Raw genomic sequence first — 24,815 nt, 5'->3', positions numbered from 1 at the left:
ACGGGGCCCGAACGGTCCCGGCGGTCCGGATCGCGGTGCGGTACGGGGCTATTCCTTCAGGGTCGCCACCTGGCCGGCCACCACCAGCAGCACGTGCTCGCACTCGCCGGCGACCTCCGCGTTCAGCCGCCCCAGCTCGTCGCGGAAGCGCCTCCCCGACGCGGTCGCGGGGACCACGCCGGAGCCCACCTCGTTGCTGACCAGCACCACCGGGCGGCGGGTCGCGCGGACGGCCGCCACGAGCGCCGCGGTCCGCTCCCGCAGCTCCTTGGCGCCTCCGTTCGCCCAGACCGCGTCGTCCCAGGCCCCCGCCCGGTCCATGGCGTCCGTCAGCCACAGCGACAGGCAGTCGATCAGCAGCGCGGGCCCTTCCCGCGCCAGCAGCTCCGCCAGCTCGCAGGTCTCCACCGTCCGCCAGGACGACGGCCGCCGCTCCCGGTGGAGCCCGACCCGGGCGGCCCACTCCGCGTCGCCGTCCCTCGTACCGCCCGTGGCGACGTAGACGACTTCCGGGAAGCCGGCCAGCCGGCGCTCCGCCTCGTACGACTTGCCCGAGCGGGCCCCGCCCAGGACCAGCGTCCGGCGCGGCACGGCCGGCGCCTGCCGGTACTCCCCGGTCGTCACCGTCGTGCCGTCCGGCACCGCCCGCGCGCCCTCGGCCGCGCAGCGGCGGTCCAGCTCCCGGCCCGGCGGGGTGCCGTGGTCGACGTGGACGGCGATCACGTCCGTCGACGGGCCCACCGCCCCGCCGGCCCGCAGCCGTGCGAGCGCCTCGGGCCGGCCGAGGACGTCGGCGAGGACCACGTCGTAGGGGCGCGGCGCGGTGGTGCCTGCCCCGGACTTCGTCCGGGGGGAGCCCCCTGCGCCCGCGGGTGCGCCGCCGGGCGGCAGGTACAGCATCCGGGCGCCGTCCGGCCCGGTCACCTCGTACCCGGTGCCCGGCGCGTCCATGGGCACCGCCCGCACCCGGTGCCCGGAGATCACGGCGAGCTCCCGCCCGTCCGGCACCCGCCCGGCCGCCGGCAGCCCCGGCGGCAGCTCGACGGCCGGGCCGTCGTGCGGGTGGGTCAGCAGGACCTGCCGTACGGCGGCCAGGGAGTGCCCGGCGCGGGCGCCCGCGAGCACGGCTCCGGGGGTCAGGTCGAGCAGCAGCGCCCCGTCCACGAGCACGGCCGTGGCGGCGCGCGCCAAGGGGCCGATGCTGACCGCGCAGGCGGCGCAGGGACAGCCGGGGCGGGGCAGTCCTTCGGGTGTGCCGGTGCCGAGCAGAGTGAGTTCCACAGGATGATCCTCCCGCGTCGTCGAGACTGCTGCGCGCCCGGTTAGTCTGCGGGCACACTCAAGGTGAGAAGCGTGCGAGTGGCGGACGACCAACGGAGGCGGACATGGCGTGGACGTGGCGGTTCGAGACGGCGGACGGCAGTGAGACCGGTCCGTCGGTGGTGCCGGAGGAGTTCACCACGCAGGGCGACGCCGAGTCGTGGATCGGCGAGTACTGGAAGGACCTGCTGGAGGGCGGCACCGAGAAGGTGAAGCTGTCCGACGACAACGGCACCGAGCTCTACACGATGAGCCTGCGCGAGGCGCTCGACGCCTGATCCGGAGGGCCGGACATGCCGGAGCCCGGACCCGATGGACGGGTCCGGGCTCCGGCGCGTGTCGGGGGCGGGTCTCAGCCCCGTACGCCGCACAGGTGCAGCAGCGCGGCGATCCCGCGGTACGGGTCGGTCCGCCCGGCGCGGTCCTCGGCGGCCAGGAGCCGTTCCAGCTCGGCGTCGGCGGGGAGCTCCGCCCCGGCCTCCGTGCCGTCGGTGAAGACGCGTACGCCGTACCAGGTCTGCAGCGGGGCGCCGATGCCGGACAGGGTGGCGGTCAGCGCGGGCAGCCGGTCGGCGCGCACGTCCAGGCCGAGCCGGTTGGTGTAGCCGACGGTGTCGAAGGCGGCCAGCGCGGCCGGCCAGTCGCCGTCCAGGCCGGGCCGCATGGCGAGGGCGTCGCCGTTGCGCACCAGCAGGGACAGCAGCCCGCCGGGGGCCAGCATCCGGGCGAGCCCGGCGAGCATGGCGTCCGGTTCGGGCACGTACATGAGGACGCCGTGGCAGAGCACGACGTCGAAACTGCCCGGCAGGAAGTGCGCGCCGGTCTCCCGGCCGTCGCCCTCCATGAGGCGGACGCGGTCCTGGATCCCGGCGGGCTCCGCGGCCAGCGCCTCACGGGCGACGGCCAGCATGTCGGGGTCCTGCTCCAGACCGGTCACCTTGTGCCCGGCGCGGGCCAGGCGCAGCGCCTGGGTGCCCTGGCCCATGCCGACGTCGAGGACGCGCAGCCGCTGCCCGACGGGGAAGCGGTGCGCGATCTGCTCGTCGACCTGGCGGCCGACGAGCTCTTGGCGGACCGCGTTGCGCAGCCCCCCGAGCCCCTCGAGCCACAAGCGGGCACCGTCCGCGAAACCGCCCCCGCCGAACGCTCCGGGCGTTCCTCGGCTCAGGGCCGTTCCCCGCGCTTGACCTGCGGCTTCGGCAGACGGAGCCGGCGCATCTGGAGGGTGCGCATCAGGCCGTACGCGACGGCGCCGCGCTTGGGTTCGTCCGGGAAGCGCTGGTTCAGGGCCTTGCGCAGGCGGATGAACATGCCGACGGAGTCGACGATGATCAGCGCGATCACGCCGAGCCACAGCAGCAGCGCGATGTTCTGGATGGAGGGCACGCGGACCATGCTCAGCACCAGGATGACCACTGCCAGGGGCAGGAACATCTCGGCGACCGAGAAGCGGGAGTCCACGAAGTCGCGCACGTAGCGGCGGACGGGGCCCTTGTCGCGGTTGGGCAGGTAACGCTCGTCGCCACTGGCGAGAGCCTCGCGCTGCTTGGCCATCTCGACACGACGGCGCTCACGGGCTCGCTTGGCATCCTCCTTGCGATTGCCGGTCGAGGCCACCACGGCCTTGCGCTGCGACTGGGCCACAGCACGCTTCGGCGTAGGGCGGCCCTTCGGGGCCTGCGGGTCACGGGACTGCGAGAGGTCGGCGCTCACCTTGTCGGTGGCGGCGTCCTTCTCTTCCTTGGAGGATCGGCTACCAAACACAAAACCCAAGGGTACGTGGTTGTGGGCACGGCCCCCATCCCGGCGGGGAACGATCCGGCAACGGCGGGCGTCCTTCTTGTTGCGGACCTGCGAGCGGGCTGTGGGGGGAGCACCTACTCCTTACGCCTGACAAGGCGGCGTGGCAGTCGTCCTGGAGGAGGAGCGCATCCGTACTCGAACAGTGCGGTAATGGATGCAGGGCCCGTACTGTGGGTCCTGTGGCGATCATCTCGGGAGACCGGGGGTCGCGACTGTCGGTGACCTGAGCGAAGTCCGTCTAGAAGGGGGCGCGCGAAGCCCATGAGCGGTGTCATGAAGCGTATGGGGATGATCTTCCGCGCGAAGGCGAACAAGGCCCTTGACCGGGCCGAGGACCCGCGCGAGACCCTCGACTACTCGTACCAGAAGCAGCTCGAACTGCTGCAGAAGGTGCGCCGGGGCGTCGCCGATGTGGCGACCTCCCGCAAGCGCCTGGAGCTGCAGCTCAACCAGCTCCAGGGCCAGTCCAGCAAGCTGGAGGACCAGGGCCGCAAGGCGCTGGCCCTGGGTCGTGAGGACCTGGCCCGCGAGGCCCTGTCCCGCCGGGCCTCGCTGCAGCAGCAGGTCAGCGACCTGGAGGTGCAGCACCAGACCCTGCAGGGCGAGGAGGAGAAGCTGACGCTGGCCGCCCAGCGGCTGCAGGCCAAGGTGGACGCCTTCCGCACCAAGAAGGAGACCATCAAGGCCACCTACACGGCGGCCCAGGCGCAGACCCGGATCGCCGAGTCCTTCTCCGGCATCTCCGAGGAGATGAGTGATGTCGGCCTCGCCATCCAGCGGGCCGAGGACAAGACCGCCCAGCTGCAGGCGCGTGCGGGCGCGATCGACGAGCTGCTCGCCTCCGGCGCGCTCAGCGACGCGAGCGGGCTCGCCAAGGACGACCTCCAGGCCGAGCTGGACCGCATCTCGGGCGGTTCGGACGTGGAGCTGGAGCTCCAGCGGATGAAGGCCGAGCTGGCGGGCGGCCCGTCCGCCCAGCAGCAGGCCATCGAGGGCGGCGCCCCGGGCGCCGGCCAGCCGTCGCAGACCCAGAACCGGTTCGACAAGCAGTAGGACAGGGGCCCGTCATGATTGTCCGCATCATGGGGGAGGGGCAGGTGGAGCTGGCCGACAGCCACTTCACCGAGCTCAACAAGCTGGACGACGACCTGCTCGCGGAGATGGAAGCGGGCGACGAGGAGGGCTTCCGGCGCACGCTGGGCGAGTTGCTCGACGCCGTGCGCCGCCTCGGCGAGCCGCTACCGGACGAGGCGCTGGAGCCGTCCGAGCTGATCCTGCCCGCACCCGGCGCCTCGTTGGACGAGGTCAGGGAGATGCTCAGCGACGACGGCCTGATCCCGGGCTGAGACGCGCGCACGACGGCTGAGCCGCGCGCACGACGTACGGGCAAGGGCCCGGCCCCGGGGTGGTTTCCAGGGGCCGGGCCCTTCCTCATGCTCCGTGCGTCAGTGCTTCTCTTTGCCGGGGCCCCGCTCCGGGTCCGGGGTCCCGCCGATGAAGTTCTCGAGCTTGCGGCGCGGCGCCGCCCACCGGCGGTCGTGGTGGAAGGCGCGCAGCCCCGACTTGGCGCGGGCCTTCGGGCGGTTCGCGTAGAACTTCTTCGCGTACGGGGAACCGGGCCGGGCCAGCCGGATCGCGCCGATCATCGCGACGAAGGGGATGACCGTGCCGAAGAACGCGGTGCGCGGTTTGCCCTTCCACAGGGCGATCAGGGCCAGGAAGAAGTTGGTCGCCGTGTTTATGGCGACGAGCCCGCGGTTGTGCCGCTCGTCGGAGGTGAGGTCGTTGACCCCGAACGGCAGGAACCCGCCCAGGACCAGCGCCACGATCGCCGCCGTGAGGACCACGATCTCCACGCTCTTGCGGCCCTGCTCGCTCCAGTAGACGTCGTCCAGGTGCAGGATCAGCGCGAACTCGTCCAGCACCAGACCCGCGCCCAGCCCGAAGATCACGGCTGACAGCCCGGCCCCGAAACTGTGCCGGCTGCTGCCGATGGCGCCGAAGCCGCCGATGATCACGAGGATCACGCCCGGCACGACGTGGTGGATATGGAGCCCGCCCGGGGTGACGTTCTTGAACGGTCCGCGTCCCGCCCGGATCATCCGGGTGATCATCCGGGTCACGAGGAAGGACGTGACGAAGGAGAGCAGGGCGAGGAGCAGGGGGAGCTTCCCCGGCTCGACGATGTTTCGATACCACCAGTGACCCATACCGCAGACTCTCTGTTCGGCAGCTCCCGATTTTGACCGTAATGGGTAACTTACCGCCCGCGGTGAGCGGGTAGCGTTCGCGTCGATGACAGATTCGTACGACGGCCCGTCCCCCACGTCCCCTCCCATGCCTCCCCCGGACCGGGCCTCCCTGCTCGACGGGGTGCGCTTCGCCTTCGGGACGCTCACCGTGCTGCCCGCCCGCATCACCCGCTGGGACCGCCCGGCCGCCCGCACCGGCATGGCCTGCGCCCCGTTGGCCGGGCTCGTCGTGGGACTCCTCGCCGCCGTGCCCGGCGTGCTCCTGCTGCTGTGCGGCGGCGGCCCGCTGCTGGCCGCGGCCGTCACCGTCGCCGTGCCGGCGGCCCTGACCCGCGCCCTGCACCTGGACGGCCTCGCCGACACGGTCGACGGACTGGGCAGCGCCAAGCCGGCCGAGGCGGCGCTGCGCATCATGAAGCAGTCCGACATCGGGCCCTTCGGGGTGGTGGCCCTGGTGTTCGTCCTGCTGGTGCAGGTCGCGGCGCTGTCGAACGTCTACGCCGACAGCTGGGTCCGGGGCGCCCTCGCCGCCGTGGTCGCCGCCGTCACGGCCCGCCTCGCCATGACCTTGGCCTCCCGCGACGGAGTCCCGCCGGCCCGCCCCGGCGGGCTCGGCGCGGCCGTCGCCGGCGCGGTCCCGCGCGCCGCGGCCGCCGCGATCGCCGCGGTCACGGTGGTGCTGGCCGCCGCGGCCGCGCTCCCGCTGGGCCTGCCGCACGCCGGCCAGTACGCGGCGGCGGTCCTCGCGGCCCTGCTGGCGGCCGAGCTCCTGCTCCGCCGCTGCGTACGCCGCTTCGACGGGGTCACGGGCGACGTCTTCGGAGCCCTGGCCGAGCTGTCGGCCACGACGGCCCTGGTGGTCCTGGCCCTGGGGTGAAGCCCTTGGGGTACCCGTAGGTGAACCTTATTGGTCGTTTATAGTCCTTCAATATGCACCGAGAGTTCACCCCCGACGTATCCGTGATCATCGCCGTCTACAACGCGATGCCGTACCTCGGGGAGTGCCTCGAATCGGTCGTGACCCAGAGCATCGGCCTCGAACGCATCGAATTGATCGTCGTCGACGACGGCTCCACGGACGGCAGCGGTGCCGAGCTGGACCGCTACGCCGCCCGCCATCCGCAGATCCAGGTCGTGCACCAGGCGAACTCGGGCGGCGCGAGCGCGCCCCGCAACCGGGCCCTCGGCATGGCCCGCGGCCGCTACGTCCACGTGGTCGACGCCGACGACTACCTCGGCACGGAGGCGCTGGAGCGCATGGTGGCCACGGCCGACCGCCAGGACAGCGACGTGGTCGTGGGCCGGCACGTCGGACTGGGCCGGGCCGTCTCGGAGAAGGCGTACCGGCACACCGACAGCGCGGACCTGTACACCTCGGAGGTGTACCGGGACCTGCGGACCTTCAAGCTCATCCGGCGCGAGGTCCTGGAGCGCGGCCGGATCCGCTACCCGGAGGACCTCTGGTACGGCGAGGACCAGATCTTCATGACCGCCGCGTTCCTCGCCGCGCGCAAGATATCGGTGGTCGGGGACTATGACTGCTACTTCCTGCGCAAGCGCCCGGACGGCGGCAACATCTCCGCGAGGCCCCGGACCGCGTGGGAGACCGTCGAGTACATCGATCGCGCGATGCGGATGGTCTCGGACGCGGTGCAGGATCCGGTGGGACGCCGCAGGATGCTGGGGCGCCACTTCCGCGCCCTGGTCCGCAGGCCGATGGCGGCGGCCGCACGGGCGCGCGCGGCCCGGCCCGACTTCGCCGCCGAGGTGTACTGGCGCTGCAAGGCGATGTGCGACGCGTACTGGACCCCCGACATGTACGCGGAGCTCCCGCACATCGACCGGATCCGGATGTACTGCTTCCTGTACGGGGCGATGGAGGCCTTCGAGCACCTCGCCGCCCACAACCCGGAGAAGAACCCGCCGCGGCACCTCGCCGAGAACGACCGCGTGTACCGCCTCTTCCCGCTCTTCCGCGACGCCGCCGTAGGGCTCCCGGATGCCCTCTACGACATCACCGACACCCTCAAGGTGGTGCACCGGCTCGACTCCGTGGCGTGGAAGGGCAGCCGGCTCCACCTCACAGGCCACGGGCGCATCGCCCCCATCGGGACCGGGCAGATGGGCACCGAACTGGTGCTGAGGCAGCGCGAGACCGGCCTGGAGCACCTGGTTCCGGTCACCGCGCTCCCCGCGTCCGAGCCGGGCGCCACCTCGGGCGCCGCCCCGGGCGGCTTCGAGGTGGGCGTGGACTTCGCGGCCATCGACGGAGGGCCGATCCTCCCCGGCACCTGGGACCTCTTCCTGAACATCCGGGCCGACGGCGTGATGCGTTCGGTCCGGTTCGGCCGCAACTCGGTGCCCGGGGTGGACCGTACGGCGCGCCGGCCGAGGGTGGTCGCCCAGGGCCAGGCTTCGGGGACCGAACTGGCCGCGACCGTGTTCTTCACCGCGAAGTTCGAGAACGTCAGCGTCGAGGTGGTCCGCAGGCTCCCGCTGCCCGCCGCGTCCCCCGCCGAGACCGCGCCCGCGGTACCGGTGGCCGTCTCCGCCCCGGGACGGACCGCCGGCTACGTCCCGGAGCCGGCCATGGGCTACGTCGCCGCGCAGACCGCCGGTTACGCCCCCGTGTCGGCCATGGGCCACGCCCCCGCGCTGACCGCCGGCTACGTCCCGGAGCCGGCCATGGGCTACGTCCCGGCGCAGGGCGCCGGCCACCTCCCCGGGCAGGCTCCGACCCGGTTGGGCTGAGCCCGGCCGCGCGGGGACGACGTAGGGTCGGGGCGTGGAAGAGACCCCGCCCCCGACCCCAGCCCCGGACCTGGCGCCCATCACGGTGCTGCTCGCCGACGACCAGGCACTGCTGCGCAGCGCGTTCAAGGTGCTCGTCGACTCCGAGCCCGACATGTGCGTCGTCGGAGAGGCCTCCGACGGCGCGCAGGCCTTCGAGCTGGCGCGCGGGCTGCAGCCCGACGTCGTGCTCATGGACATCCGGATGCCCGGCACCGACGGCCTCGCCGCCACCCGCCTGATCAGCGCCGATCCCGAACTGGCCGCCGTACGCGTGGTGATGCTGACGACCTTCGAGGTCGACGAGTACGTCGTGGCGGCCCTGCGGGCGGGCGCCTCCGGCTTCCTCGGCAAGGGCGCCGAGCCCGATGAGCTGCTCAACGCCATCCGCGTCGCGGCCGCCGGCGACGCACTGCTCTCCCCGGCCGCCACCAAGGGGCTCATCGCCACCTTCCTCGCCCAGGGCGGCGGCGCCGCCGACACGATCGCCACCGCCGCGCACGCGAAGCGGCTGGCCGCGCTGACCGGACGCGAGCGCGAGGTCCTGGTCCTCGTCGCGGCGGGCCTGTCCAACGACGAGATCGCCGGCCGGCTGGAGGTCAGCCCGCTCACCGTCAAGACGCACGTGAACCGGGCCATGGCGAAACTGGGCGCCCGCGACCGTGCCCAATTGGTGGTCATCGCGTACGAATCGGGACTAGTCCGGCCCAGGGCTGAGTAGTCGCAGTAGCCCCGCCTACTGCGGACGCGGTATGCCCCGGGTAAGGACGGGACCTGGGGCCGACGCTGTGGTGCCCGCGCACACGAAAAGCTGAGGGGGCTTCGAGTGTGCCCGACGGCATGACTTCACAGACGTCACCCACGTCACTGCAGAGAGATCCCCATACCCATGTTCCGGCTGTCCCGCTTCAGCCTGGCCCAAAGGGCGCTGATCGGCCTCGTGTCGCTCGTCGCGCTCCTCTTCGGCGCCATAGCCATCCCGCAGCTCAAGCAGCAGCTGCTGCCCTCCATCGACCTGCCGATGGTGTCCGTGCTCGCGCCCTACCAGGGCGCCTCGCCCGACGTGGTGGAGAAGCAGGTCGTCGAACCGATCGAAGCCATGCTCAAGGGCGTCGACGGCATCACCGGCATCACCTCCACCGCCAGCGAGGGCAACGCCGTCATCATGGCGACCTTCGAGTACGGCGACGACGGCACCAAGCAGCTCGTCGCCGACGTGCAGCAGGCCGTCAACCGGGCCCGCGTCCGGCTGCCCGCCGCCGTGGACCCGCAGGTGATCGCCGGCTCCACCGACGACATGCCGACCGTGGTCCTCGCCGTCACCTCCGACAAGGACCAGCAGGCGCTCGCCGACCAGCTGAACAAGTCCGTCATCCCCGTCCTGGAGGACATCGCGGGCGTCGGCCAGGTCACCGTCAACGGCGTCCAGGACCTCCAGGTCACCGTCACCCCGGACGACGCCAAGCTCGCCGCCGCCGGCCTCGACGGCTCGGCCCTGGCCCAGGGCCTCCAGGCGGGCGGCGCCACCGTCCCCGCCGGCTCCTTCGACGAGGCGGGCAAGAACCGCACCGTGCGCGTCGGTTCCGGCTACACCTCGCTCGCCCAGCTCGAAGACCTGCGCCTCACCCCCGGACCCGGCAAGCCGGCCGTCCGCCTCGGCGACGTGGCGAGCGTGAAGCAGGAGCCGGCCAAGGCCGACTCCATCACCCGCACCAACGGCAAGCCCAGCCTCGCCCTGGTCCTGACCATGGACAAGGACGGCAGCGCCGTCGCCATCTCGGACTCGGTCAAGGACAAGCTGCCCGAGCTCCGCTCCACCCTCGGCTCCGGCGCCGACCTGACCGTGGTCAGCGACCAGGGCCCGCCCGTCGCCAAGTCCATCTCGGGTCTGACCACCGAGGGCCTGCTCGGCCTGGTCTTCGCGGTCATCGTGATCCTGGTCTTCCTCGGCTCGCTGCGCTCGACGCTGGTCACCGCGGTCTCCATCCCGCTGTCCGTCGTCCTCGCGCTGATCGTGCTGTGGACCCGCGACCTGTCCCTCAACATGCTGACGCTCGGCGCGCTGACCATCGCCATCGGCCGCGTCGTCGACGACTCGATCGTGGTCCTGGAGAACATCAAGCGCCACCTCGGCTACGGCGAGGAGCGACAGAGCGCGATCATCACCGCGGTCAAGGAGGTGGCCGGCGCGGTCACCTCCTCCACGCTCACCACCGTGGCCGTCTTCCTGCCCATCGCCTTCGTGGGCGGCATGGTCGGCCAGTTCTTCGGCCCGTTCTCGATCACCGTCACCGCGGCCCTGCTGGCCTCGCTGATCGTCTCCCTCACGGTCGTGCCGGTGCTCTCGTACTGGTTCCTGCGCGCGCCCAAGGGCGTCACCGAGGGGGACGCCGCGAGCATCGACAAGGCCCGCCGCGAGGCCGAGGAGAAGGAGTCCCGCAGCAAGCTCCAGCAGTTCTACGTACGGGCGCTGGGCCTGGTCACCCGCCGCCGGCTCGCCACCCTGGCCGTCGCCGTCGTGGTCCTCGTCGCGACGCTGGGCATGACCCCGCTGCTCAAGACCAACTTCTTCGACCAGGGCGAGCAGGAAGTCCTGAGCATCAAGCAGCAGCTGCCCCCGGGCACCTCGCTGGCCGCCGCCGACGAGGCGAGCCGCAAGGTGGAGCAGGTCCTCTCCGAGACCGACGGGGTCAAGGACTACCAGGTCACCGTGGGCTCCTCCGGCTTCATGGCCGCCTTCGGCGGCGGTACGGGCTCCAACCAGGCCTCCTACCAGGTCACGCTCGACAGCGCGGAGGACGCCGACGCCGCCAAGAAGCACATCGAGACCGCCCTCAAGGGGCTCGACGGCATCGGCGACACCACCATCGCGGCCGGTGACGGCTTCGGCAGCCAGAACCTCAGCGTCGTCGTCAAGGCCGGTGACGGGGCCGTCCTGGCCCAGGCGGCCGAGCAGGTCCGCGCCGAGGTGGCCGAGCTCGACGACGTCACCGACGTCCAGAGCGACCTGTCCCAGTCCGTGCCCCGGATCTCGGTCACCGCGACCCCCAAGGCCGCGGAACTCGGCCTGAACCAGGCCGCGCTCGGCGCCATCGTCGGCCAGGCCGTACGGGGCAACCCGGCGGGCAAGGCAGTACTGGACGACACCGAGCGGGACATCGTCATCAAGTCCGCGCAGCCGGCCGCCACCCTGGCCCAGCTGCAGGCGCTGCCCGTCGGCCCGGTCAAGCTCGGCGACATCGCCGAGGTCAAGGAGGTCCCCGGCCCGGTCGCGATGACCCGGATCGACGGCGCCCGCGCCGCCACCATCACCGCGAAGCCGGTCGGCGACAACACCGGCGCCATCAGCGCCGCCCTGCAGTCGAAGATCGACGCCCTGGACCTGCCCGCGGGCACCACCGCCTCCATCGGCGGCGTCGGACAGGACCAGAGCGAGGCCTTCGGGCAGCTGGGCCTGGCCATGCTCGCGGCCATCGCGATCGTGTTCATGCTGCTGGTCGCGACCTTCCGCTCGCTGGTGCAGCCGCTGATCCTGCTGGTCTCCATCCCGTTCGCGGCCACCGGCGCGCTCGGCCTGCTCCTGATCACCGGCACCCCGCTGGGCGTCCCGGCGATGATCGGCATGCTGATGCTCATCGGCATCGTGGTGACCAACGCGATCGTCCTGATCGACCTGGTCAACCAGTACCGGGCCCAGGGCTACGGCGTGGTCGAGGCGGTCGTCGAGGGCGGCCGGCACCGACTGCGCCCGATCCTGATGACGGCACTGGCGACGATCTTCGCGCTGCTCCCGATGGCGCTGGGCATCACCGGCGAGGGCGGCTTCATCTCGCAGCCGCTCGCGGTGGTCGTCATCGGCGGCCTGATCAGCTCCACCCTGCTGACGCTGCTCCTGGTGCCCACCCTCTACACGATGCTGGAGCTCCGCAAGGAGCGCCGCAGCGCGAAGAAGACGGCCCGGCTGACCGTGGTCCCGGCCCCGTCCGCCTCCTCGGAGGACGAGAGCCCCGTCAAGGTCTGACCCGCGCGGGAACCCGTACACGCCGAAGGGCCGCCCCTCCGCGGAGGGGCGGCCCTTCGGGCGTCACGGCGTGCGGGCCGCGGGCTACGGAAGCGCGAGCATCCGCTCCAGGGCGAGCTTCGCGAAGCTCTCGGTCTCCTTGTCGACCTGGATCTGGTTGACGAGGTTGCCCTCGGCCAGGGACTCCAGGGTCCACACCAGGTGGGGGAGGTCGATGCGGTTCATCGTCGAGCAGAAGCAGACCGTCTTGTCGAGGAAGACGACCTCCTTGTCCTCCGTGGCGAAACGGTTCGCCAGGCGCTGTACGAGGTTCAGCTCGGTGCCGATGGCCCACTTGGAGCCGGCCGGGGCCGCCTCCAGCGCCTTGATGATGTACTCGGTGGAGCCGACGTAGTCCGCGGCCGCCACGACCTCGTGCTTGCACTCCGGGTGGACCAGCACGTTCACGCCGGGGATGCGGGCGCGCACGTCGTTCACCGAGTCGACCGAGAAGCGGCCGTGCACGGAGCAGTGCCCGCGCCACAGGATCATCTTGGCGTTCCGCAGCTGCTCGGCGGTCAGGCCGCCGTTCGGCTTGTGCGGGTTGTAGAGCACGCAGTCGTCCAGCGACAGGCCCATGTCGCGGACGGCGGTGTTGCGGCCCAGGTGCTGGTCCGGGAGGAAGAGGATCTTCTCGCCCTGCTCGAACGCCCACTCCAGGGCCTTCTTGGCGTTGGACGACGTACAGATCGTGCCGCCGTGCTTGCCGGTGAAGGCCTTGATGTCGGCCGAGGAGTTCATGTACGAGACGGGGACCGTGCTGCCGGCGACGCCGGCCTCGGTCAGCACGTCCCAGCACTCCGCGACCTGCTCGGCGGTGGCCATGTCGGCCATCGAGCAGCCGGCCGCGAGGTCGGGCAGGACGACCTTCTGGTCGTCCGAGGTGAGGATGTCCGCGGACTCGGCCATGAAGTGGACGCCGCAGAAGACGATGTACTCGGCCTCCGGCCTGGCGGCCGCGTCCTTGGCGAGCTTGAAGGAGTCGCCGGTGACGTCGGCGAACTCGATGACCTCGTCACGCTGGTAGTGGTGGCCGAGGATGAAGACCTTGTCCCCGAGCTTCTCCTTGGCGGCGCGGGCGCGCGCCACCAGGTCCGGGTCGGACGGCGAAGGCAGATCGCCGGGGCACTCCACCCCGCGCTCGCTCTTGGGGTCGGCTTCGCGGCCGAGCAGCAGCAAGGCGAGGGGCGTCGGCTGGACGTCCAAAGGCTGGGCGGTGGTCACGACACGCACCCTTTCTGTTCTGCGACAAGGGACTTCTGAAGACATCGCGTTCGACATCACTGCGACTTCTCGTCTATTTGACGTTATCTATCATAACCGCTTCACGTCACTTTGACGATGCCGATAGTGTCGATGTGACGAATTCGCCCGCCGGGGGTGGGGGGCACTCGCCCGCGATAGGGGTCCCCGCCGCGCGGCGGTGTGCGAGCATGGAATATCTGAGACAAGCGTCGGGCCCCGGAATGAATCCGAGGTCCCGCTCGTTGCCACCGACGGCAAGAGTCCGACGTTTCCCCGCCGCCGCGCGGGGAGCCGCCCACTTCGGGAGTGAATGCAGATGTCCGTACAGGACGAAAAGACCACCGTGAGCGACGGCATCCTCCTGTCCGACGCCGCCGCCGAGAAGGTCAGGACCCTGCTGGGGCAGGAAGGCCGTGAAGACCTGGCCCTGCGCGTAGCCGTCCAGCCCGGTGGCTGCTCGGGCCTGCGCTACCAGCTCTTCTTCGACGAGCGCTCCCTCGACGGCGACGTCGTGAAGGACTTCGACGGCGTCAAGGTCGTCACCGACCGGATGAGCTCCCCCTACCTCCACGGTGCGTCGATCGACTTCGTCGACACCATCGAGAAGCAGGGCTTCACGATCGACAACCCGAACGCCACGGGCTCCTGCGCCTGCGGCGACTCCTTCAGCTAAGCCTGACGGGACCGCGAGAGGGGCCCGCCGCCGGAGACATCCGGCGGCGGGCCCCTCTCGTGCGTGCCGTGGCTGCGGCGCCGGCGTCCGCGGGCTACTGCCGGGCCAGCGGCTTGCCCGTGGTCGCGTCGATCACCTTGCGGTCCCCGAGTGGCTGCTGGAGCTTCGCCGTCACCGTCATCTCCTGCGCGATCATGATGCAGGACTGGCCGGGCTTGTTCGGGGTGTCCGTGATCCTGGTCATCACCGTCTCCGGCTGCTCCCGGACCTCCAGGGCGTACGTGCTGCACACCCCGCCCCAGAAGTTCACCGTCAGCGTCCGGTCGGCCTCGGAGTACGAGAATCCCGGTACGGTCCGCCCCGCCGCGGGCGGTGCCGACGCCGGGGGATCCTCGGCCACGGCCGCCGGCTGGGCCACCGTGCGGCCCGGACCGCCGTCCTTGCCCGCCACCTCGAACAGCCAGGCCGGGACCAGCCCCCGGCCCCCGTCGACCGTGCCCGCCACCAGCCCGAGCTCGGCGCCCCGCACCGACTCCGTCCGCGGCGGCTTCATCGGCCGCGGCTCCGGGTTGCAGGGCAGCGTGTCCGTGGCGCCGACCGGGGTGTCCGGAGCCAGCGGCACGCTCGTGGCGCACGCGCTGGGGCCGGGGCCGGTGCCGTCGGCCCCCCTGCCCTTGTCGTTCAGCCGGGCCAGTGCGTCGACCGCGCCGGTCACCGGCTGCTCGGCGGCCCGTACGGGGGCCGTCAGCTCGCCGCTGCCCGTCACCACCTTGGAGTCCGCCCCGACGCCGATCCGGGTGGACCAGCCCTGCGTGGGCAGTCCGCCGACCACCGGGTCGGCGCTCACCACCCGCACCGAGCCCTGGACGAGCCGCGCGTCGAGCCTGGCCCCGCCCTGGCCGGCCGCCGCCAGCACGGGCGCGGCGGCGGCCTTGGCGGCCTCCTCGGAGACCGGGCTGCCCGCGGCGGAGCCGGGGGAGCCCGCGGCGCCGGGGGAGTCCGCGGCCCCGCCCTGGGGGAGCGTGGCCGGGCCGCAGGTGTCCTTGCCGCGCACGCAGTCGTCCCCGGTCCCGCCCACCTGGAAGCGGGAGAAGTTCCAGGTTCCGGGAGCCTTGCGGTTCACCGTGAGCAGGGGCCCGGACCCGTCGGCGCCCTCCCCGACCTGCCAGAGCTCACCGGTCAGCCGGGGCGCGCCGGAGAGCCCGAGGGCCGCGGCGAGCCGGGCCACCTCGGCCGAGGCCACCTCGCCGCGCGCGGCGAAGGCCGGAGCGGTCCCCGGGCCGTCGGGCAGTGTGACGTCGGCCGTGTAGGTGACCCCGTCACCGGCGGGGTCGGGCTCGCCGGGTGCGATGCCGGGCCCGGTCGGAGCGGCCGCGTCGCGGGGCGCCGAGGCCGCGCTGTCCCCCTTGCGCCCGTCCCCGTGCGCGGTCGACGCCCAGTACGCCGTGCCGCCGCCGGTGAGCAGGACGGCCGCGGCGATCGAGCCGACCACCCAGGCCGGCCGCCGTGGTGTGGCGCGTGTCGTGTCGGGTGTGCCGGATGTGCCGGGTTGTTCGCTGGTCACCGCATCGCTCCTTTGCCCGTCCCGCCGTGGGTGATGCGGGTGTGACGGAACAGGCGCGGATCCGGTTCCACCGGAGCCCCGGACTCCGGGCTCCGGACTCCGAATCCGGCTCCAAAATCCGGGCTCGGGCCCGGCTCAGTCGCCGTAGGCCGCCGTGGAGGCGATCAGGCGCGCCGAGGCCGCCGGGACGCGGATCCCGTGGATCTGGGAGGGCGCCACCCGGGCGGGGCGGGGGTCCGCGGAGACCCGCCAGTGCGGGGCCATCCGGGCGCAGTCGCCCAGCAGCCGGGCGAAACCGGGGCGCGCGTCGGCGAGATCGGCGTACCCGAAGCCATCGGTGTAGGTCATGGGGCACGGTAGGCACGGCACGGCGGGCGAAGAAAGGCCTACTACGGGGTAGTTTCTGCCGGTCGGCCGCACGCCGCCGACCGGGTAGTTTTGAATGTCCCCTCGCCGTCCTCCGCAGGAGCATCCACGCCGTGCGCATCGCAGTCACCGGCTCCATCGCCACCGACCACCTCATGACCTTCCCCGGCCGCTTCGCCGACCAGCTGGTCGCGGACCAGCTGCACACGGTCTCCCTCTCCTTCCTCGTCGACAACCTCGACGTACGGCGGGGCGGCGTCGGCCCGAACATCTGCTTCGGCATGGGGCAGCTCGGCACCCGCCCGGTCCTCGTCGGCGCGGCCGGCTACGACTTCGACGAGTACCGCGCCTGGCTGGACCGGCACGGCGTCGACACCGCGTCGGTCCGGATCTCCGAGGTGCTGCACACCGCGCGCTTCGTGTGCACCACGGACTCCGACCACAACCAGATCGGCTCCTTCTACACGGGCGCGATGAGCGAGGCCCGCCTGATCGAGCTGAAGGCGGTCGCCGACCGGGTCGGGGGCCTGGACCTCGTCCTGATCGGCGCGGACGACCCCGAGGCGATGCTGCGCCACACGGAGGAGTGCCGCACGCGCGGCATCCCCTTCGCCGCGGACTTCTCGCAGCAGATCGCCCGCATGGACGGCGCGAACATCCGCACCCTGATGGAGGGCGCGACGTACCTCTTCTCGAACGAGTACGAGAAGGGCCTCATCGAGTCGAAGTCCGGCTGGACGGACGCGGAGATCCTCGCCAAGGTCGGCACCCGGGTCACCACGCTGGGCTCGAACGGCGTCCGGATCGAGCGGGTCGGCCACGACCCGATCGTCGTGGGCTGCCCGGAGGAGACCGCGAAGGTGGACCCGACGGGCGTCGGCGACGCGTTCCGCGCGGGCTTCCTGACCGGCCTGGGCTGGGGCGTCGGCCTGGAGCGCGCGGCGCAGGTCGGCTGCATGCTGGCCACGCTCGTCATCGAGACCCTGGGCACGCAGGAGTACACCCTGGCCCGGGCGCACTTCATGGAGCGCTTCACGAAGGCCTACGGGGACTCCGCCGCGGCGGAGGTCCAGGCGCACCTCGCCGCGTAGCCCCGCACGCCTAGTGCTGCGGGCGGGGCCGGATGCTTCCGGCCCCGCCCGCGGTCACACCGCCCGACGGACCGTGTACGCGACGCCCCGCTCGCGGGCGCTCTCGCCCACGTAGACCTGACCCCGCATCGAACACCACGCCGGGATGTCCAGCCGGGCGACCTCGTCGTCCGACAGCACCGTCACCGTGCCCCCCACCGGCACCCGGCCGATCGCCCGCGCCAGTTCGATGACGGGCTGCGGGCACCGCAGCCCGAGCGCGTCCAGCTCCAGCGACTGCGCGTCCGGCGCGGCCGGCGCCTCCTCCACGGCGCCGAGCCGGCTGCGGACCCCCGCCACGAGCCCCGGCAGGACCTCCAGGAAGCCGTTGACCTCGGCCGCCGTCGTACCGGGCGGCAGGGACACCCGTACGTTCCCCTCCGACAGCACCCCCATCGCCCGCAGGACGTGGGACGGGGTCAGGGTCGAGCTGGTGCACGAGGAGCCGGAGGAGACGGAGTAGCCCGCGCGGTCCAACTCGTGGAGCAGCGTCTCGCCGTCGACGTACAGGCACGAGAAGGTGACCAGGTGCGGGAGGCGCAGGTCGGGGTGGCCCGCCACCTCCACGTCCGGCACCAGGCGGGCGACCCGCCGGCGCAACCGGTCCACCAGCACCCGCAGGCGGGCCGCCTCCGCGTCCGCCTCGGCGCGCACCGCCCGCAGGGAGGCGGCCGCCGCGACGACCGCCGGAAGGTTGACGAAGCCGGGGGAGCGCCCCGACTCCCTTTCGTCGAGCGGGCCTTGGGGCGAGAACCGGACACCCTTGCGGACCGCCAGCAGCCCCACCCCGGGCGGGCCGCCCCATTTGTGGGCGCTCGCGCACAGGACGGACCAGCCCGCCGGAACCGGCCCCCACCCCAGCGACTGCGCCGCGTCCACGAGCAGCGGGACCCCGGCGGCGGCGCAGACCTCGGCGACCTCGGCCACCGGCTGGACCGTGCCCACCTCGTGGTTGGCCGACTGGAGGCAGGCCAGCGCCGTGGACGGGCCCAGGAGTTGCCCGTAGCCGGCCGCGGCCACCCGGCCGAGCCGGTCCACCGGGACCTCGTCGACCGTCCCGCCGCCCGCCGCGTGAACCTCCGCCGCGTGCAGTACAGAACTGTGTTCGACCGCCGATACGACCAGATGCCCGCCGACGCGCCGGCGTCCCGCGAGCACCCCCGCCACGCCCGAGTGAACCGCGTGCGTCCCCGAAGGAGTGAACGAGAGCTCGTCGGGGCGGCATCCCACCGCTTCCGCCGCCGCCTCCCGCGCGGCGTCCAGCAGCAGCCTGGCCCGCCGCCCTTCGCGGTACAGCCGGGCCGGATCGGCCCAGCCCTCGTCAAGGGAGGCCTGGAGGGCCTGGCGTGCCACGGGGTGCAGCGGGGCGGCGGACGCGGTGTCGAAGTACGGCATCCGGCCACGCTAACCGGCGGCCGCGCCGGCCCGGCCGTCGGCCGAGGTCAGGGGGCGTCAGTTGTCCTCGGGAGGCCGCCATTCGGGGCCGGTTGGGCCGTCCCCCGTACGGCGGATCCATCCCTTCGGGGTCAGTAACGGCGCGTTGGGCACCCTCCCCGCGCGACCCCAAATAGCGTCCAGTAGGGTTTGGTCCGCATAAACATCCAAACCCCTGCCTGCGTCAGGGCCGGCGACCGACCTGAACACGGCCGCGGCCGGCCGCGCGGGCCGAGACTCTCGGGAAGGCGCTACGTGAGTCCCTACGGCTCCGACCGCTCGCCGCGGCGCCCGATGCGGCGGAAGCTGCTGCAGGCGCTGACTGCGGGCGCGGTTCTGGCGACCGCCACTGGTTGCTCGTACAACTGGAAAAGCTTCCCCCGCCTCGGAATGCCCACTCCGGTCACCGAGGAGGCGCCGCGCATCCTCTCCCTCTGGCAGGGCTCCTGGGCGGCCGCGCTGATCACGGGCATCCTGGTGTGGGGCCTGATCATGTGGTCCGTCATCTTCCACCGGCGCAGCCGGACGAAGATCGAGGTCCCCGCGCAGACCCGGTACAACATGCCCATCGAGGCGCTGTACACCGTGGTCCCGCTCATCATCGTCTCGGTGCTCTTCTACTTCACCGCGCGTGACGAGTCGAAGCTGCTCTCCCTCTCCGCCAAGCCGGACCACACGATCAACGTGGTCGGCTACCAGTGGAGCTGGGGCTTCAACTACGTCGAGGACGTCGACGGCGACCCGGCGACCCCGAAGGCGGGCGAGGTTCCGAAGGAACTCGCCTCCATCCCGGACCGCTTCACCAAGGACTTCCCCGCGGGCGCCGAAGGCGTCTACACCAAGGGCGTCCCCAGCGACCGGAACCCGGAGACCAACAACCCGGGGCCGACCCTCTGGCTGCCCGTGGGCGAGAAGGTCCGCTTCATCCTGTCGTCGAACGACGTCATCCACTCCTTCTGGGTGGTCCCCTTCCTGTTCAAGCAGGACGTCATCCCGGGCCACACCAACGTCTTCGAGGTCACCCCGTCCCAAGAGGGCACCTTCATGGGCAAGTGCGCCGAGCTCTGCGGCGTCGACCACTCCCGGATGCTCTTCAACGTCAAGGTCGTCTCCCCGGAGGCGTACAAGGCGCACCTGAAGGAGCTGGCCGAGAAGGGTCAGACCGGCTACCTCCCGGCCGGCATCCAGCAGACCGACCCGGCCCGGAATGCGGAAGTGAACAAACTGTGAGCATCCTCAACGAATCCCAGGGTGCCGCCGCCGACTCGTATGAGAACGAGCTGCCGGTACGGCGCAAGCAGCCGGGCAATGTCGTCGTGAAGTGGATGACCACGACCGACCACAAGACCATCGGCACGATGTACCTGATCACGTCGTTCGTGTTCTTCATCATCGGCGGGATCATGGCGCTCTTCATGCGCGCCGAGCTGGCCCGTCCGGGCACGCAGATCATGTCGAACGAGCAGTTCAACCAGGCGTTCACCATGCATGGCACGATCATGCTGCTGATGTTCGCCACCCCGCTCTTCGCGGGCTTCGCGAACTGGATCATGCCGCTGCAGATCGGCGCGCCCGACGTGGCGTTCCCGCGGCTGAACATGTTCGCGTACTGGCTGTACCTCTTCGGCTCGACCATCGCGGTGGCCGGCTTCGTCACCCCCTCGGGTGCCGCCGACTTCGGCTGGTTCGCCTACTCCCCGCTGTCGGACGCGGTCCGCTCGCCGGGCATCGGCGCCGACATGTGGATCATGGGTCTGGCCTTCTCGGGCTTCGGCACGATCCTCGGCTCGGTCAACTTCATCACCACGATCATCTGCATGCGCGCCCCCGGCATGACGATGTTCCGCATGCCGATCTTCACCTGGAACGTGCTCCTGACCGGTGTCCTGGTCCTGCTCGCCTTCCCGGTGCTGGCCGCCGCGCTCTTCGCGCTGGAGGCCGACCGGAAGTTCGGTGCGCACATCTTCGACCCGGCCAATGGCGGCGCCTTGCTGTGGCAACACCTCTTCTGGTTCTTCGGACACCCAGAGGTGTACATCATCGCGCTGCCGTTCTTCGGCATCATCTCCGAGGTCATCCCGGTCTTCTCGCGCAAGCCGATGTTCGGTTACATCGGCCTGATCGCCGCGACGATCTCGATCGCCGGCCTCTCGGTGACGGTGTGGGCCCACCACATGTACGTCACCGGCGGTGTGCTGCTGCCGTTCTTCTCCTTCATGACCTTCCTGATCGCGGTACCGACCGGTGTGAAGTTCTTCAACTGGATCGGCACCATGTGGAAGGGCTCGCTGTCCTTCGAGACCCCGATGCTCTGGGCCGTCGGCTTCCTGATCACCTTCACCTTCGGTGGTCTGACCGGCGTCATCCTGGCCTCGCCCCCGATGGACTTCCACGTCTCCGACTCGTACTTCGTCGTCGCGCACTTCCACTACGTCATCTTCGGCACCGTGGTCTTCGCGATGTTCTCCGGCTTCCACTTCTGGTGGCCGAAGTTCACGGGCAAGATGCTGGACGAGCGCCTCGGCAAGATCACTTTCTGGACGCTGTTCGTCGGCTTCCACGGCACCTTCCTGGTGCAGCACTGGCTGGGTGTCGAGGGCATGCCGCGTCGTTACGCGGACTACCTCGCGGCCGACGGCTTCACCGCGCTGAACACGATCTCCACGATCAGCTCGTTCCTGCTGGGCCTGTCGATGCTGCCGTTCATGTACAACGTCTGGAAGACGGCGAAGTACGGCAAGAAGATCGAGGTCGACGACCCGTGGGGTTACGGCCGTTCGCTCGAGTGGGCGACGTCCTGCCCGCCGCCGCGGCACAACTTCCTCACCCTGCCGCGGATCCGTTCCGAGTCCCCGGCGTTCGACCTGCACCACCCGGAGATCGCGGCCCTCGACCACCTCGCGGACCACGACGCCGGCACCAAGGCAGTCACCGGCGGCAAGGAGGCCGGCAAGTGAAGATCCAGGGCAAGATGTTCCTCTGGCTCTCCTTCTTCGTTCTGATCATGGCCGTCGTGTACGGCGTGTGGTCGAAGGAGCCCGTCGGCACCACCGCACTGTTCCTGACCTTCGGTCTGACGGTCATGATCGGCTACTACCTGGCCTTCACGGCCAAGCGCGTGGACGAGATGGCCCAGGACAACCTGGAGGCCGACGTCGCCGACGAGGCCGGCGAGCTGGGGTTCTTCGCCCCGCACAGCTGGCAGCCGCTCTCCCTGGGCATCGGCGGAGCGCTCGCCTTCATGGGCGTCATCTTCGGATGGTGGCTCATGTACTTCTCGGCCCCGATCATCCTGATCGGCCTGTGGGGCTGGGTGTACGAGTACTACCGCGGCGAGAACCAGAACCAGTAGCCGCACCCGCGTCCGCCGCCCACCGCGCCGGCGCGACGTGAGACCGCAGCCTGACACGTGGGGCCCGGACACCTCTAACGGAGGAGTCCGGGCCCCTCGTTTGCAGTCACCCCGCGCGCCGTAATTGTCATATCTTCATAGCGTTGGACCCATGAAGCAATCACCGCGTCTTTGGACGGTCATCGGCTGCTCCCTGCTGGTCGCGTCCCTCGGGGCCGGCGCCACCGCATGCGGGTCCGATGACAACCCGCTGTCCGCCCGCCCTCACGACGCGGGCGATCTGGTCGCCTTCAACCAGTCCTCGGGCGGTCGGCCCGTCGACCCCGACCGGCCCCTGGAGGTCACCGCCAAGAGCGGCGACGGCCGGATCACCGACGTGAGCGCCGTGGACACCCACGGCCGCCGCCTGGCGGGGGAGTTGTCCGCCTCGGGAGACCGGTGGCACAGCACCGTCCCGATGGCCGCGGGCGTCCGCTACACCGTCCTCGTGAGCACGGAGGACGACCGGGGAGCCCCGGGGCAGCGCACGCTCACCTTCGACACCACTCCGGCCAAGAAGGTCCTCAAGGTCGAGTTCGGCCCGGACGAGGGCAAGTACGGCGTCGGACAGCCCCTGACGGCCACGCTCGACGAACCCGTGAAGGACAAGGCCGCCCGCGCGATCATCGAGCGGGGCCTGGTCGTCGACGCGCCCTCCGGCGTCGAGGGCGCCTGGTACTGGGTGGACGACAAGACGGTCCACTACCGGCCCAAGGAGTACTGGCCCGCCAACACCACGGTGTCCGTACGGAGCAATCTGGAGGGCGTCAAGATCTCCGACGACTTCCACGGGGCCGCGGCCAAGCCGCTGAAGCTGGAGATCGGCGACCGCGTCGAGGTCACCACGGACGCCTCCTCGCACTACCTCACGTTCAGGCGCAACGGAGAAGTGATCAACACCATTCCGGTGACCACCGGAAAGCCGGGCTTCTCCACCCGCAACGGCGTCAAGGTGGTGCTCGGCAAGCAGTACTACGTCCAGATGCGCGGCGACACGGTCGGCATCGGCGGCAGCGAGTACTACAACCTGCCCGTCTACTACGCGACTCGCGTCACCTGGAGTGGTGAATACGTCCACGCCGCGCCGTGGTCCGTCGGCTCCCAGGGCTACGAGAACGTCAGCCACGGCTGCACCGGCATGAGCACGGGCAACGCCGCCTGGTTCTACGAGAACATCACCGAGGGCGACATCGTCAAGGTGATCAACAGCATCGGCGACGACATGGACAACTTCGGCAACGGCTTCGGCGACTGGAACGTCGACTGGAAGGACTGGCGCCAGGGCAGCGCCCTCCTCAAGGGCACCCAGGAGGGCCGCAGCCCGATCGACCACGCCCGGCTGCGCCCCCAGGTGTAACCACCGGGGCGGGAGGGCCCCCAGGGTCCGCCACCGGGGCGCGGGAGCCCGTACGGACCGTACGGGCTCCCGCGCCCCGTCCTGCGCCCGTACGGCCCCTGTGGGGCCCGCAGGGCCCGCGGGCCCTGCGAGATCCGAAAGGGACGGCCTAAGCCGCCGGAGACAGCCGCGCGCGCAGCAGACCCGCCAGGGCCTGCGCGAAGTCCACCGGATCCACCGGAAGGGTGACGGCGGCGTCCGCACGGCTCCACGTGGCCAGCCAGGCGTCCTGCGGACGGCCCATCAGGAGCAGCACCGGCGGACACCGGAAGATCTCGTCCTTGATCTGCCGGCACACGCCCATGCCCCCGGCCGGAACCGCCTCGCCGTCCAGGACGCACACGTCGATGCCGCCCGCGTCCAACTCCTTGAGGACGGCCGGAAGGGTCGCGCACTCCAGGAACTCCACCGGCGGCAGGTCGGAGGCCGGCCTGCGCCCGGCCGCCAGCCGCACCTGCTCCCGGGTGCCCGCGTCGTCGCTGTAGACCAGAACCCGCGCAGTCGCCCGCATTTCGTTCCTCCACGTGTCCCGTGAAAAACGCTGATGTTGCGCGGGATGCTACTCCGTCCGACCCGCGGTCAACATCGGTTCGCACACCCTTGTGATCAGACGTTCGGGGGCGATCTGATGGGCCGTTCGGGCCTTGCACACGGCCCTGACACTCCGAACGGCACCCCCCGGGGTGAGGGCGGGATAAGGGACCGACATAATGTCGGTCGTGGCGACAGCAACGACAGTAGATACCGGGCACGCGCACCCGACGGTCAACAGGCCGAACCTCGTCAGCGTCGGAACCATCATCTGGTTGAGTTCCGAGCTGATGTTCTTCGCGGCCCTCTTCGCGATGTACTTCACCCTGCGATCCGTGACAGGACCCGAGTACTGGAAGGAACAGGCTGACTTCCTGAACCTTCCGTTCTCGGCGACGAACACGACGATCCTGGTGCTGTCTTCGCTCACCTGCCAGCTCGGCGTGTTCGCCGCCGAGCGGGGTGACGTGAAGAAGCTCAGGACGTGGTTCATCATCACGTTCGTCATGGGTGCGATCTTCATTGGCGGCCAGGTGTTCGAGTACACCGAGCTGGTCAAGCACGAGGGCATGAGCCTCTCGTCCGGACCGTACGGATCGGTGTTCTACCTGACCACCGGGTTCCACGGGCTGCACGTGACGGGCGGTCTCATCGCCTTCCTGCTGGTCCTCGGCCGGACGTACGCGGCCAAGAGGTTCACCCACGAACAGGCCACGTCGGCCATCGTCGTGTCCTACTACTGGCACTTCGTCGATGTCGTCTGGATCGGCCTCTTCGCGACGATCTACCTGATCAAGTAGCGAGAACGTCGCCGGGCCCGACCCGGCACTCCATCCAGAAACACCGACGCAGAAGATCCT

The 24,815-nt window shown here is 71.0% G+C and carries 23 protein-coding genes; 14 read left to right on the top strand and 9 right to left on the bottom strand.

Annotation, left to right across the window (positions count from 1 at the left end):
- Positions 1 to 48 precede the first annotated feature (48 nt).
- A complete protein-coding gene (locus DRB96_RS01410; RefSeq protein WP_112446395.1) occupies positions 49 to 1,281 on the bottom strand; it encodes a bifunctional adenosylcobinamide kinase/adenosylcobinamide-phosphate guanylyltransferase in 1,233 nt (410 codons plus the stop codon).
- 104 nt (positions 1,282 to 1,385) lie between these two features.
- Between DRB96_RS01410 and DRB96_RS01405 the strand changes: the two genes are divergently transcribed.
- Complete coding sequence (locus DRB96_RS01405) at positions 1,386 to 1,598, top strand: hypothetical protein (protein WP_112446394.1); 213 nt, start codon at positions 1,386 to 1,388, stop codon at positions 1,596 to 1,598.
- Between the two features lie 74 nt (positions 1,599 to 1,672).
- Here DRB96_RS01405 and DRB96_RS01400 read toward each other — a convergent pair whose 3' ends face one another.
- Both DRB96_RS01400 and DRB96_RS01395 read right to left on the bottom strand, forming a co-directional pair.
- Entirely contained in the window at positions 1,673 to 2,431 is a 759-nt protein-coding gene (locus DRB96_RS01400; protein WP_112446393.1) for a class I SAM-dependent methyltransferase, read from the bottom strand.
- 53 nt (positions 2,432 to 2,484) lie between these two features.
- Complete coding sequence (locus DRB96_RS01395) at positions 2,485 to 3,093, bottom strand: DUF3043 domain-containing protein (RefSeq protein ID WP_204357607.1); 609 nt, start codon at positions 3,091 to 3,093, stop codon at positions 2,485 to 2,487.
- Between the two features lie 291 nt (positions 3,094 to 3,384).
- Here DRB96_RS01395 and DRB96_RS01390 point away from each other — a divergent pair, with 291 nt between their 5' ends.
- On the top strand, positions 3,385 to 4,176 hold the full coding sequence (locus DRB96_RS01390) for a PspA/IM30 family protein (RefSeq protein ID WP_112446391.1): 792 nt from the start codon (positions 3,385 to 3,387) through the stop codon (positions 4,174 to 4,176).
- 14 nt (positions 4,177 to 4,190) lie between these two features.
- A complete protein-coding gene (locus tag DRB96_RS01385; protein WP_112446390.1) occupies positions 4,191 to 4,469 on the top strand; it encodes a hypothetical protein in 279 nt (92 codons plus the stop codon).
- Between the two features lie 99 nt (positions 4,470 to 4,568).
- Here the strand turns inward: DRB96_RS01385 and DRB96_RS01380 are convergent, their stop codons facing one another.
- A complete protein-coding gene (locus tag DRB96_RS01380) occupies positions 4,569 to 5,333 on the bottom strand; it encodes a hypothetical protein (RefSeq protein ID WP_112446389.1) in 765 nt (254 codons plus the stop codon).
- Positions 5,334 to 5,460: 127 nt separating this feature from the next.
- On the opposite strand from DRB96_RS01380, the gene DRB96_RS01375 reads away from it, so the two are divergent.
- The 4 genes from DRB96_RS01375 (at position 5,461) to DRB96_RS01360 (ending at position 12,186) form a co-directional block, all read left to right on the top strand.
- Positions 5,461 to 6,252, top strand: a complete 792-nt coding sequence (locus DRB96_RS01375) for an adenosylcobinamide-GDP ribazoletransferase (RefSeq protein WP_112463193.1) — start codon at positions 5,461 to 5,463, stop codon at positions 6,250 to 6,252.
- Between the two features lie 53 nt (positions 6,253 to 6,305).
- On the top strand, positions 6,306 to 8,126 hold the full coding sequence (locus tag DRB96_RS01370; protein ID WP_112446387.1) for a glycosyltransferase: 1,821 nt from the start codon (positions 6,306 to 6,308) through the stop codon (positions 8,124 to 8,126).
- 34 nt (positions 8,127 to 8,160) lie between these two features.
- On the top strand, positions 8,161 to 8,886 hold the full coding sequence (locus DRB96_RS01365) for a response regulator transcription factor (RefSeq protein ID WP_239515985.1): 726 nt from the start codon (positions 8,161 to 8,163) through the stop codon (positions 8,884 to 8,886).
- A 168-nt stretch (positions 8,887 to 9,054) separates the two neighbouring features.
- Positions 9,055 to 12,186 carry an efflux RND transporter permease subunit gene (locus DRB96_RS01360; RefSeq protein WP_112446386.1) on the top strand — a complete coding sequence of 1,044 codons (3,132 nt, stop codon included), beginning with the start codon at positions 9,055 to 9,057 and terminating at the stop codon, positions 12,184 to 12,186.
- A gap of 84 nt (positions 12,187 to 12,270) precedes the next feature.
- Here DRB96_RS01360 and nadA read toward each other — a convergent pair whose 3' ends face one another.
- On the bottom strand, positions 12,271 to 13,458 hold the full coding sequence (gene nadA, locus DRB96_RS01355) for a quinolinate synthase NadA (RefSeq protein WP_204357606.1): 1,188 nt from the start codon (positions 13,456 to 13,458) through the stop codon (positions 12,271 to 12,273).
- A 328-nt stretch (positions 13,459 to 13,786) separates the two neighbouring features.
- On the opposite strand from nadA, the gene DRB96_RS01350 reads away from it, so the two are divergent.
- Positions 13,787 to 14,143, top strand: a complete 357-nt coding sequence (locus DRB96_RS01350; RefSeq protein ID WP_112453130.1) for an iron-sulfur cluster assembly accessory protein — start codon at positions 13,787 to 13,789, stop codon at positions 14,141 to 14,143.
- Positions 14,144 to 14,237: 94 nt separating this feature from the next.
- Here DRB96_RS01350 and DRB96_RS01345 read toward each other — a convergent pair whose 3' ends face one another.
- On the bottom strand, positions 14,238 to 15,707 hold the full coding sequence (locus tag DRB96_RS01345) for a hypothetical protein (protein WP_162688449.1): 1,470 nt from the start codon (positions 15,705 to 15,707) through the stop codon (positions 14,238 to 14,240).
- A 135-nt stretch (positions 15,708 to 15,842) separates the two neighbouring features.
- Positions 15,843 to 16,055 (bottom strand): hypothetical protein, encoded by a 213-nt coding sequence (locus DRB96_RS01340; protein ID WP_112446383.1) that lies wholly within the window; start codon positions 16,053 to 16,055, stop codon positions 15,843 to 15,845.
- A gap of 131 nt (positions 16,056 to 16,186) precedes the next feature.
- On the opposite strand from DRB96_RS01340, the gene DRB96_RS01335 reads away from it, so the two are divergent.
- Positions 16,187 to 17,164 (top strand): carbohydrate kinase family protein, encoded by a 978-nt coding sequence (locus DRB96_RS01335; protein WP_112446382.1) that lies wholly within the window; start codon positions 16,187 to 16,189, stop codon positions 17,162 to 17,164.
- A gap of 54 nt (positions 17,165 to 17,218) precedes the next feature.
- On the opposite strand, the gene DRB96_RS01330 is transcribed toward DRB96_RS01335, so the two are convergent.
- Positions 17,219 to 18,598: a cysteine desulfurase/sulfurtransferase TusA family protein gene (locus DRB96_RS01330; protein WP_112446381.1), complete on the bottom strand. Its 1,380-nt coding sequence runs from the start codon at positions 18,596 to 18,598 to the stop codon at positions 17,219 to 17,221.
- Positions 18,599 to 18,892: 294 nt separating this feature from the next.
- On the opposite strand from DRB96_RS01330, the gene coxB reads away from it, so the two are divergent.
- The 4 genes from coxB to DRB96_RS01310 all read left to right on the top strand — a co-directional run bounded on the left by coxB (position 18,893) and on the right by DRB96_RS01310 (position 23,385).
- Entirely contained in the window at positions 18,893 to 19,867 is a 975-nt protein-coding gene (coxB, locus tag DRB96_RS01325) for a cytochrome c oxidase subunit II (RefSeq protein ID WP_112446380.1), read from the top strand.
- Positions 19,864 to 21,594: a cytochrome c oxidase subunit I gene (gene ctaD / locus DRB96_RS01320; protein WP_112446379.1), complete on the top strand. Its 1,731-nt coding sequence runs from the start codon at positions 19,864 to 19,866 to the stop codon at positions 21,592 to 21,594. The genes coxB and ctaD overlap by 4 nt, the downstream gene beginning before the upstream one ends.
- Positions 21,591 to 21,989: a cytochrome c oxidase subunit 4 gene (locus DRB96_RS01315; RefSeq protein ID WP_112446378.1), complete on the top strand. Its 399-nt coding sequence runs from the start codon at positions 21,591 to 21,593 to the stop codon at positions 21,987 to 21,989. The genes ctaD and DRB96_RS01315 overlap by 4 nt, the downstream gene beginning before the upstream one ends.
- 151 nt (positions 21,990 to 22,140) lie before the next feature.
- Positions 22,141 to 23,385 carry an Ig-like domain-containing protein gene (locus DRB96_RS01310; protein ID WP_112446377.1) on the top strand — a complete coding sequence of 415 codons (1,245 nt, stop codon included), beginning with the start codon at positions 22,141 to 22,143 and terminating at the stop codon, positions 23,383 to 23,385.
- A 148-nt stretch (positions 23,386 to 23,533) separates the two neighbouring features.
- Here the strand turns inward: DRB96_RS01310 and DRB96_RS01305 are convergent, their stop codons facing one another.
- The gene (locus DRB96_RS01305) at positions 23,534 to 23,935 is read right to left on the bottom strand and encodes a hypothetical protein (protein ID WP_112446376.1); all 402 of its coding nucleotides are present in this window, start codon (positions 23,933 to 23,935) and stop codon (positions 23,534 to 23,536) included.
- A 199-nt stretch (positions 23,936 to 24,134) separates the two neighbouring features.
- Here DRB96_RS01305 and DRB96_RS01300 point away from each other — a divergent pair, with 199 nt between their 5' ends.
- Positions 24,135 to 24,755, top strand: coding sequence for a heme-copper oxidase subunit III (locus DRB96_RS01300; RefSeq protein ID WP_112446375.1), 621 nt, complete (start codon positions 24,135 to 24,137; stop codon positions 24,753 to 24,755).
- Positions 24,756 to 24,815: the final 60 nt, after the last annotated feature.

Origin of the sequence: Streptomyces sp. ICC1 (assembly GCF_003287935.1) — a bacterium.
Taxonomy (GTDB): domain Bacteria; phylum Actinomycetota; class Actinomycetes; order Streptomycetales; family Streptomycetaceae; genus Streptomyces; species Streptomyces tritrimontium.
Note: the sequence above shows the minus strand (reverse complement) of the source record. Positions and strands in the feature narration are given on the sequence as shown.

Excerpts from the sequence above, each read along its gene's own strand:
- DRB96_RS01305 (WP_112446376.1), bottom strand. The coding sequence starts at position 23,935 with ATGCGGGCGACTGCGCGGGTTCTGGTCTACAGCGACGACGCGGGCACC.
- DRB96_RS01350 (WP_112453130.1), top strand. The coding sequence starts at position 13,787 with ATGTCCGTACAGGACGAAAAGACCACCGTGAGCGACGGCATCCTCCTG.
- DRB96_RS01370 (WP_112446387.1), top strand. The coding sequence starts at position 6,306 with ATGCACCGAGAGTTCACCCCCGACGTATCCGTGATCATCGCCGTCTAC.
- DRB96_RS01405 (WP_112446394.1), top strand. The coding sequence starts at position 1,386 with ATGGCGTGGACGTGGCGGTTCGAGACGGCGGACGGCAGTGAGACCGGT.
- DRB96_RS01330 (WP_112446381.1), bottom strand. The coding sequence starts at position 18,598 with ATGCCGTACTTCGACACCGCGTCCGCCGCCCCGCTGCACCCCGTGGCA.
- DRB96_RS01340 (WP_112446383.1), bottom strand. The coding sequence starts at position 16,055 with ATGACCTACACCGATGGCTTCGGGTACGCCGATCTCGCCGACGCGCGC.
- DRB96_RS01375 (WP_112463193.1), top strand. The coding sequence starts at position 5,461 with ATGCCTCCCCCGGACCGGGCCTCCCTGCTCGACGGGGTGCGCTTCGCC.
- DRB96_RS01300 (WP_112446375.1), top strand. The coding sequence starts at position 24,135 with ATGTCGGTCGTGGCGACAGCAACGACAGTAGATACCGGGCACGCGCAC.
- DRB96_RS01360 (WP_112446386.1), top strand. The coding sequence starts at position 9,055 with ATGTTCCGGCTGTCCCGCTTCAGCCTGGCCCAAAGGGCGCTGATCGGC.
- DRB96_RS01310 (WP_112446377.1), top strand. The coding sequence starts at position 22,141 with ATGAAGCAATCACCGCGTCTTTGGACGGTCATCGGCTGCTCCCTGCTG.
- DRB96_RS01380 (WP_112446389.1), bottom strand. The coding sequence starts at position 5,333 with ATGGGTCACTGGTGGTATCGAAACATCGTCGAGCCGGGGAAGCTCCCC.
- DRB96_RS01390 (WP_112446391.1), top strand. The coding sequence starts at position 3,385 with ATGAGCGGTGTCATGAAGCGTATGGGGATGATCTTCCGCGCGAAGGCG.
- DRB96_RS01385 (WP_112446390.1), top strand. The coding sequence starts at position 4,191 with ATGATTGTCCGCATCATGGGGGAGGGGCAGGTGGAGCTGGCCGACAGC.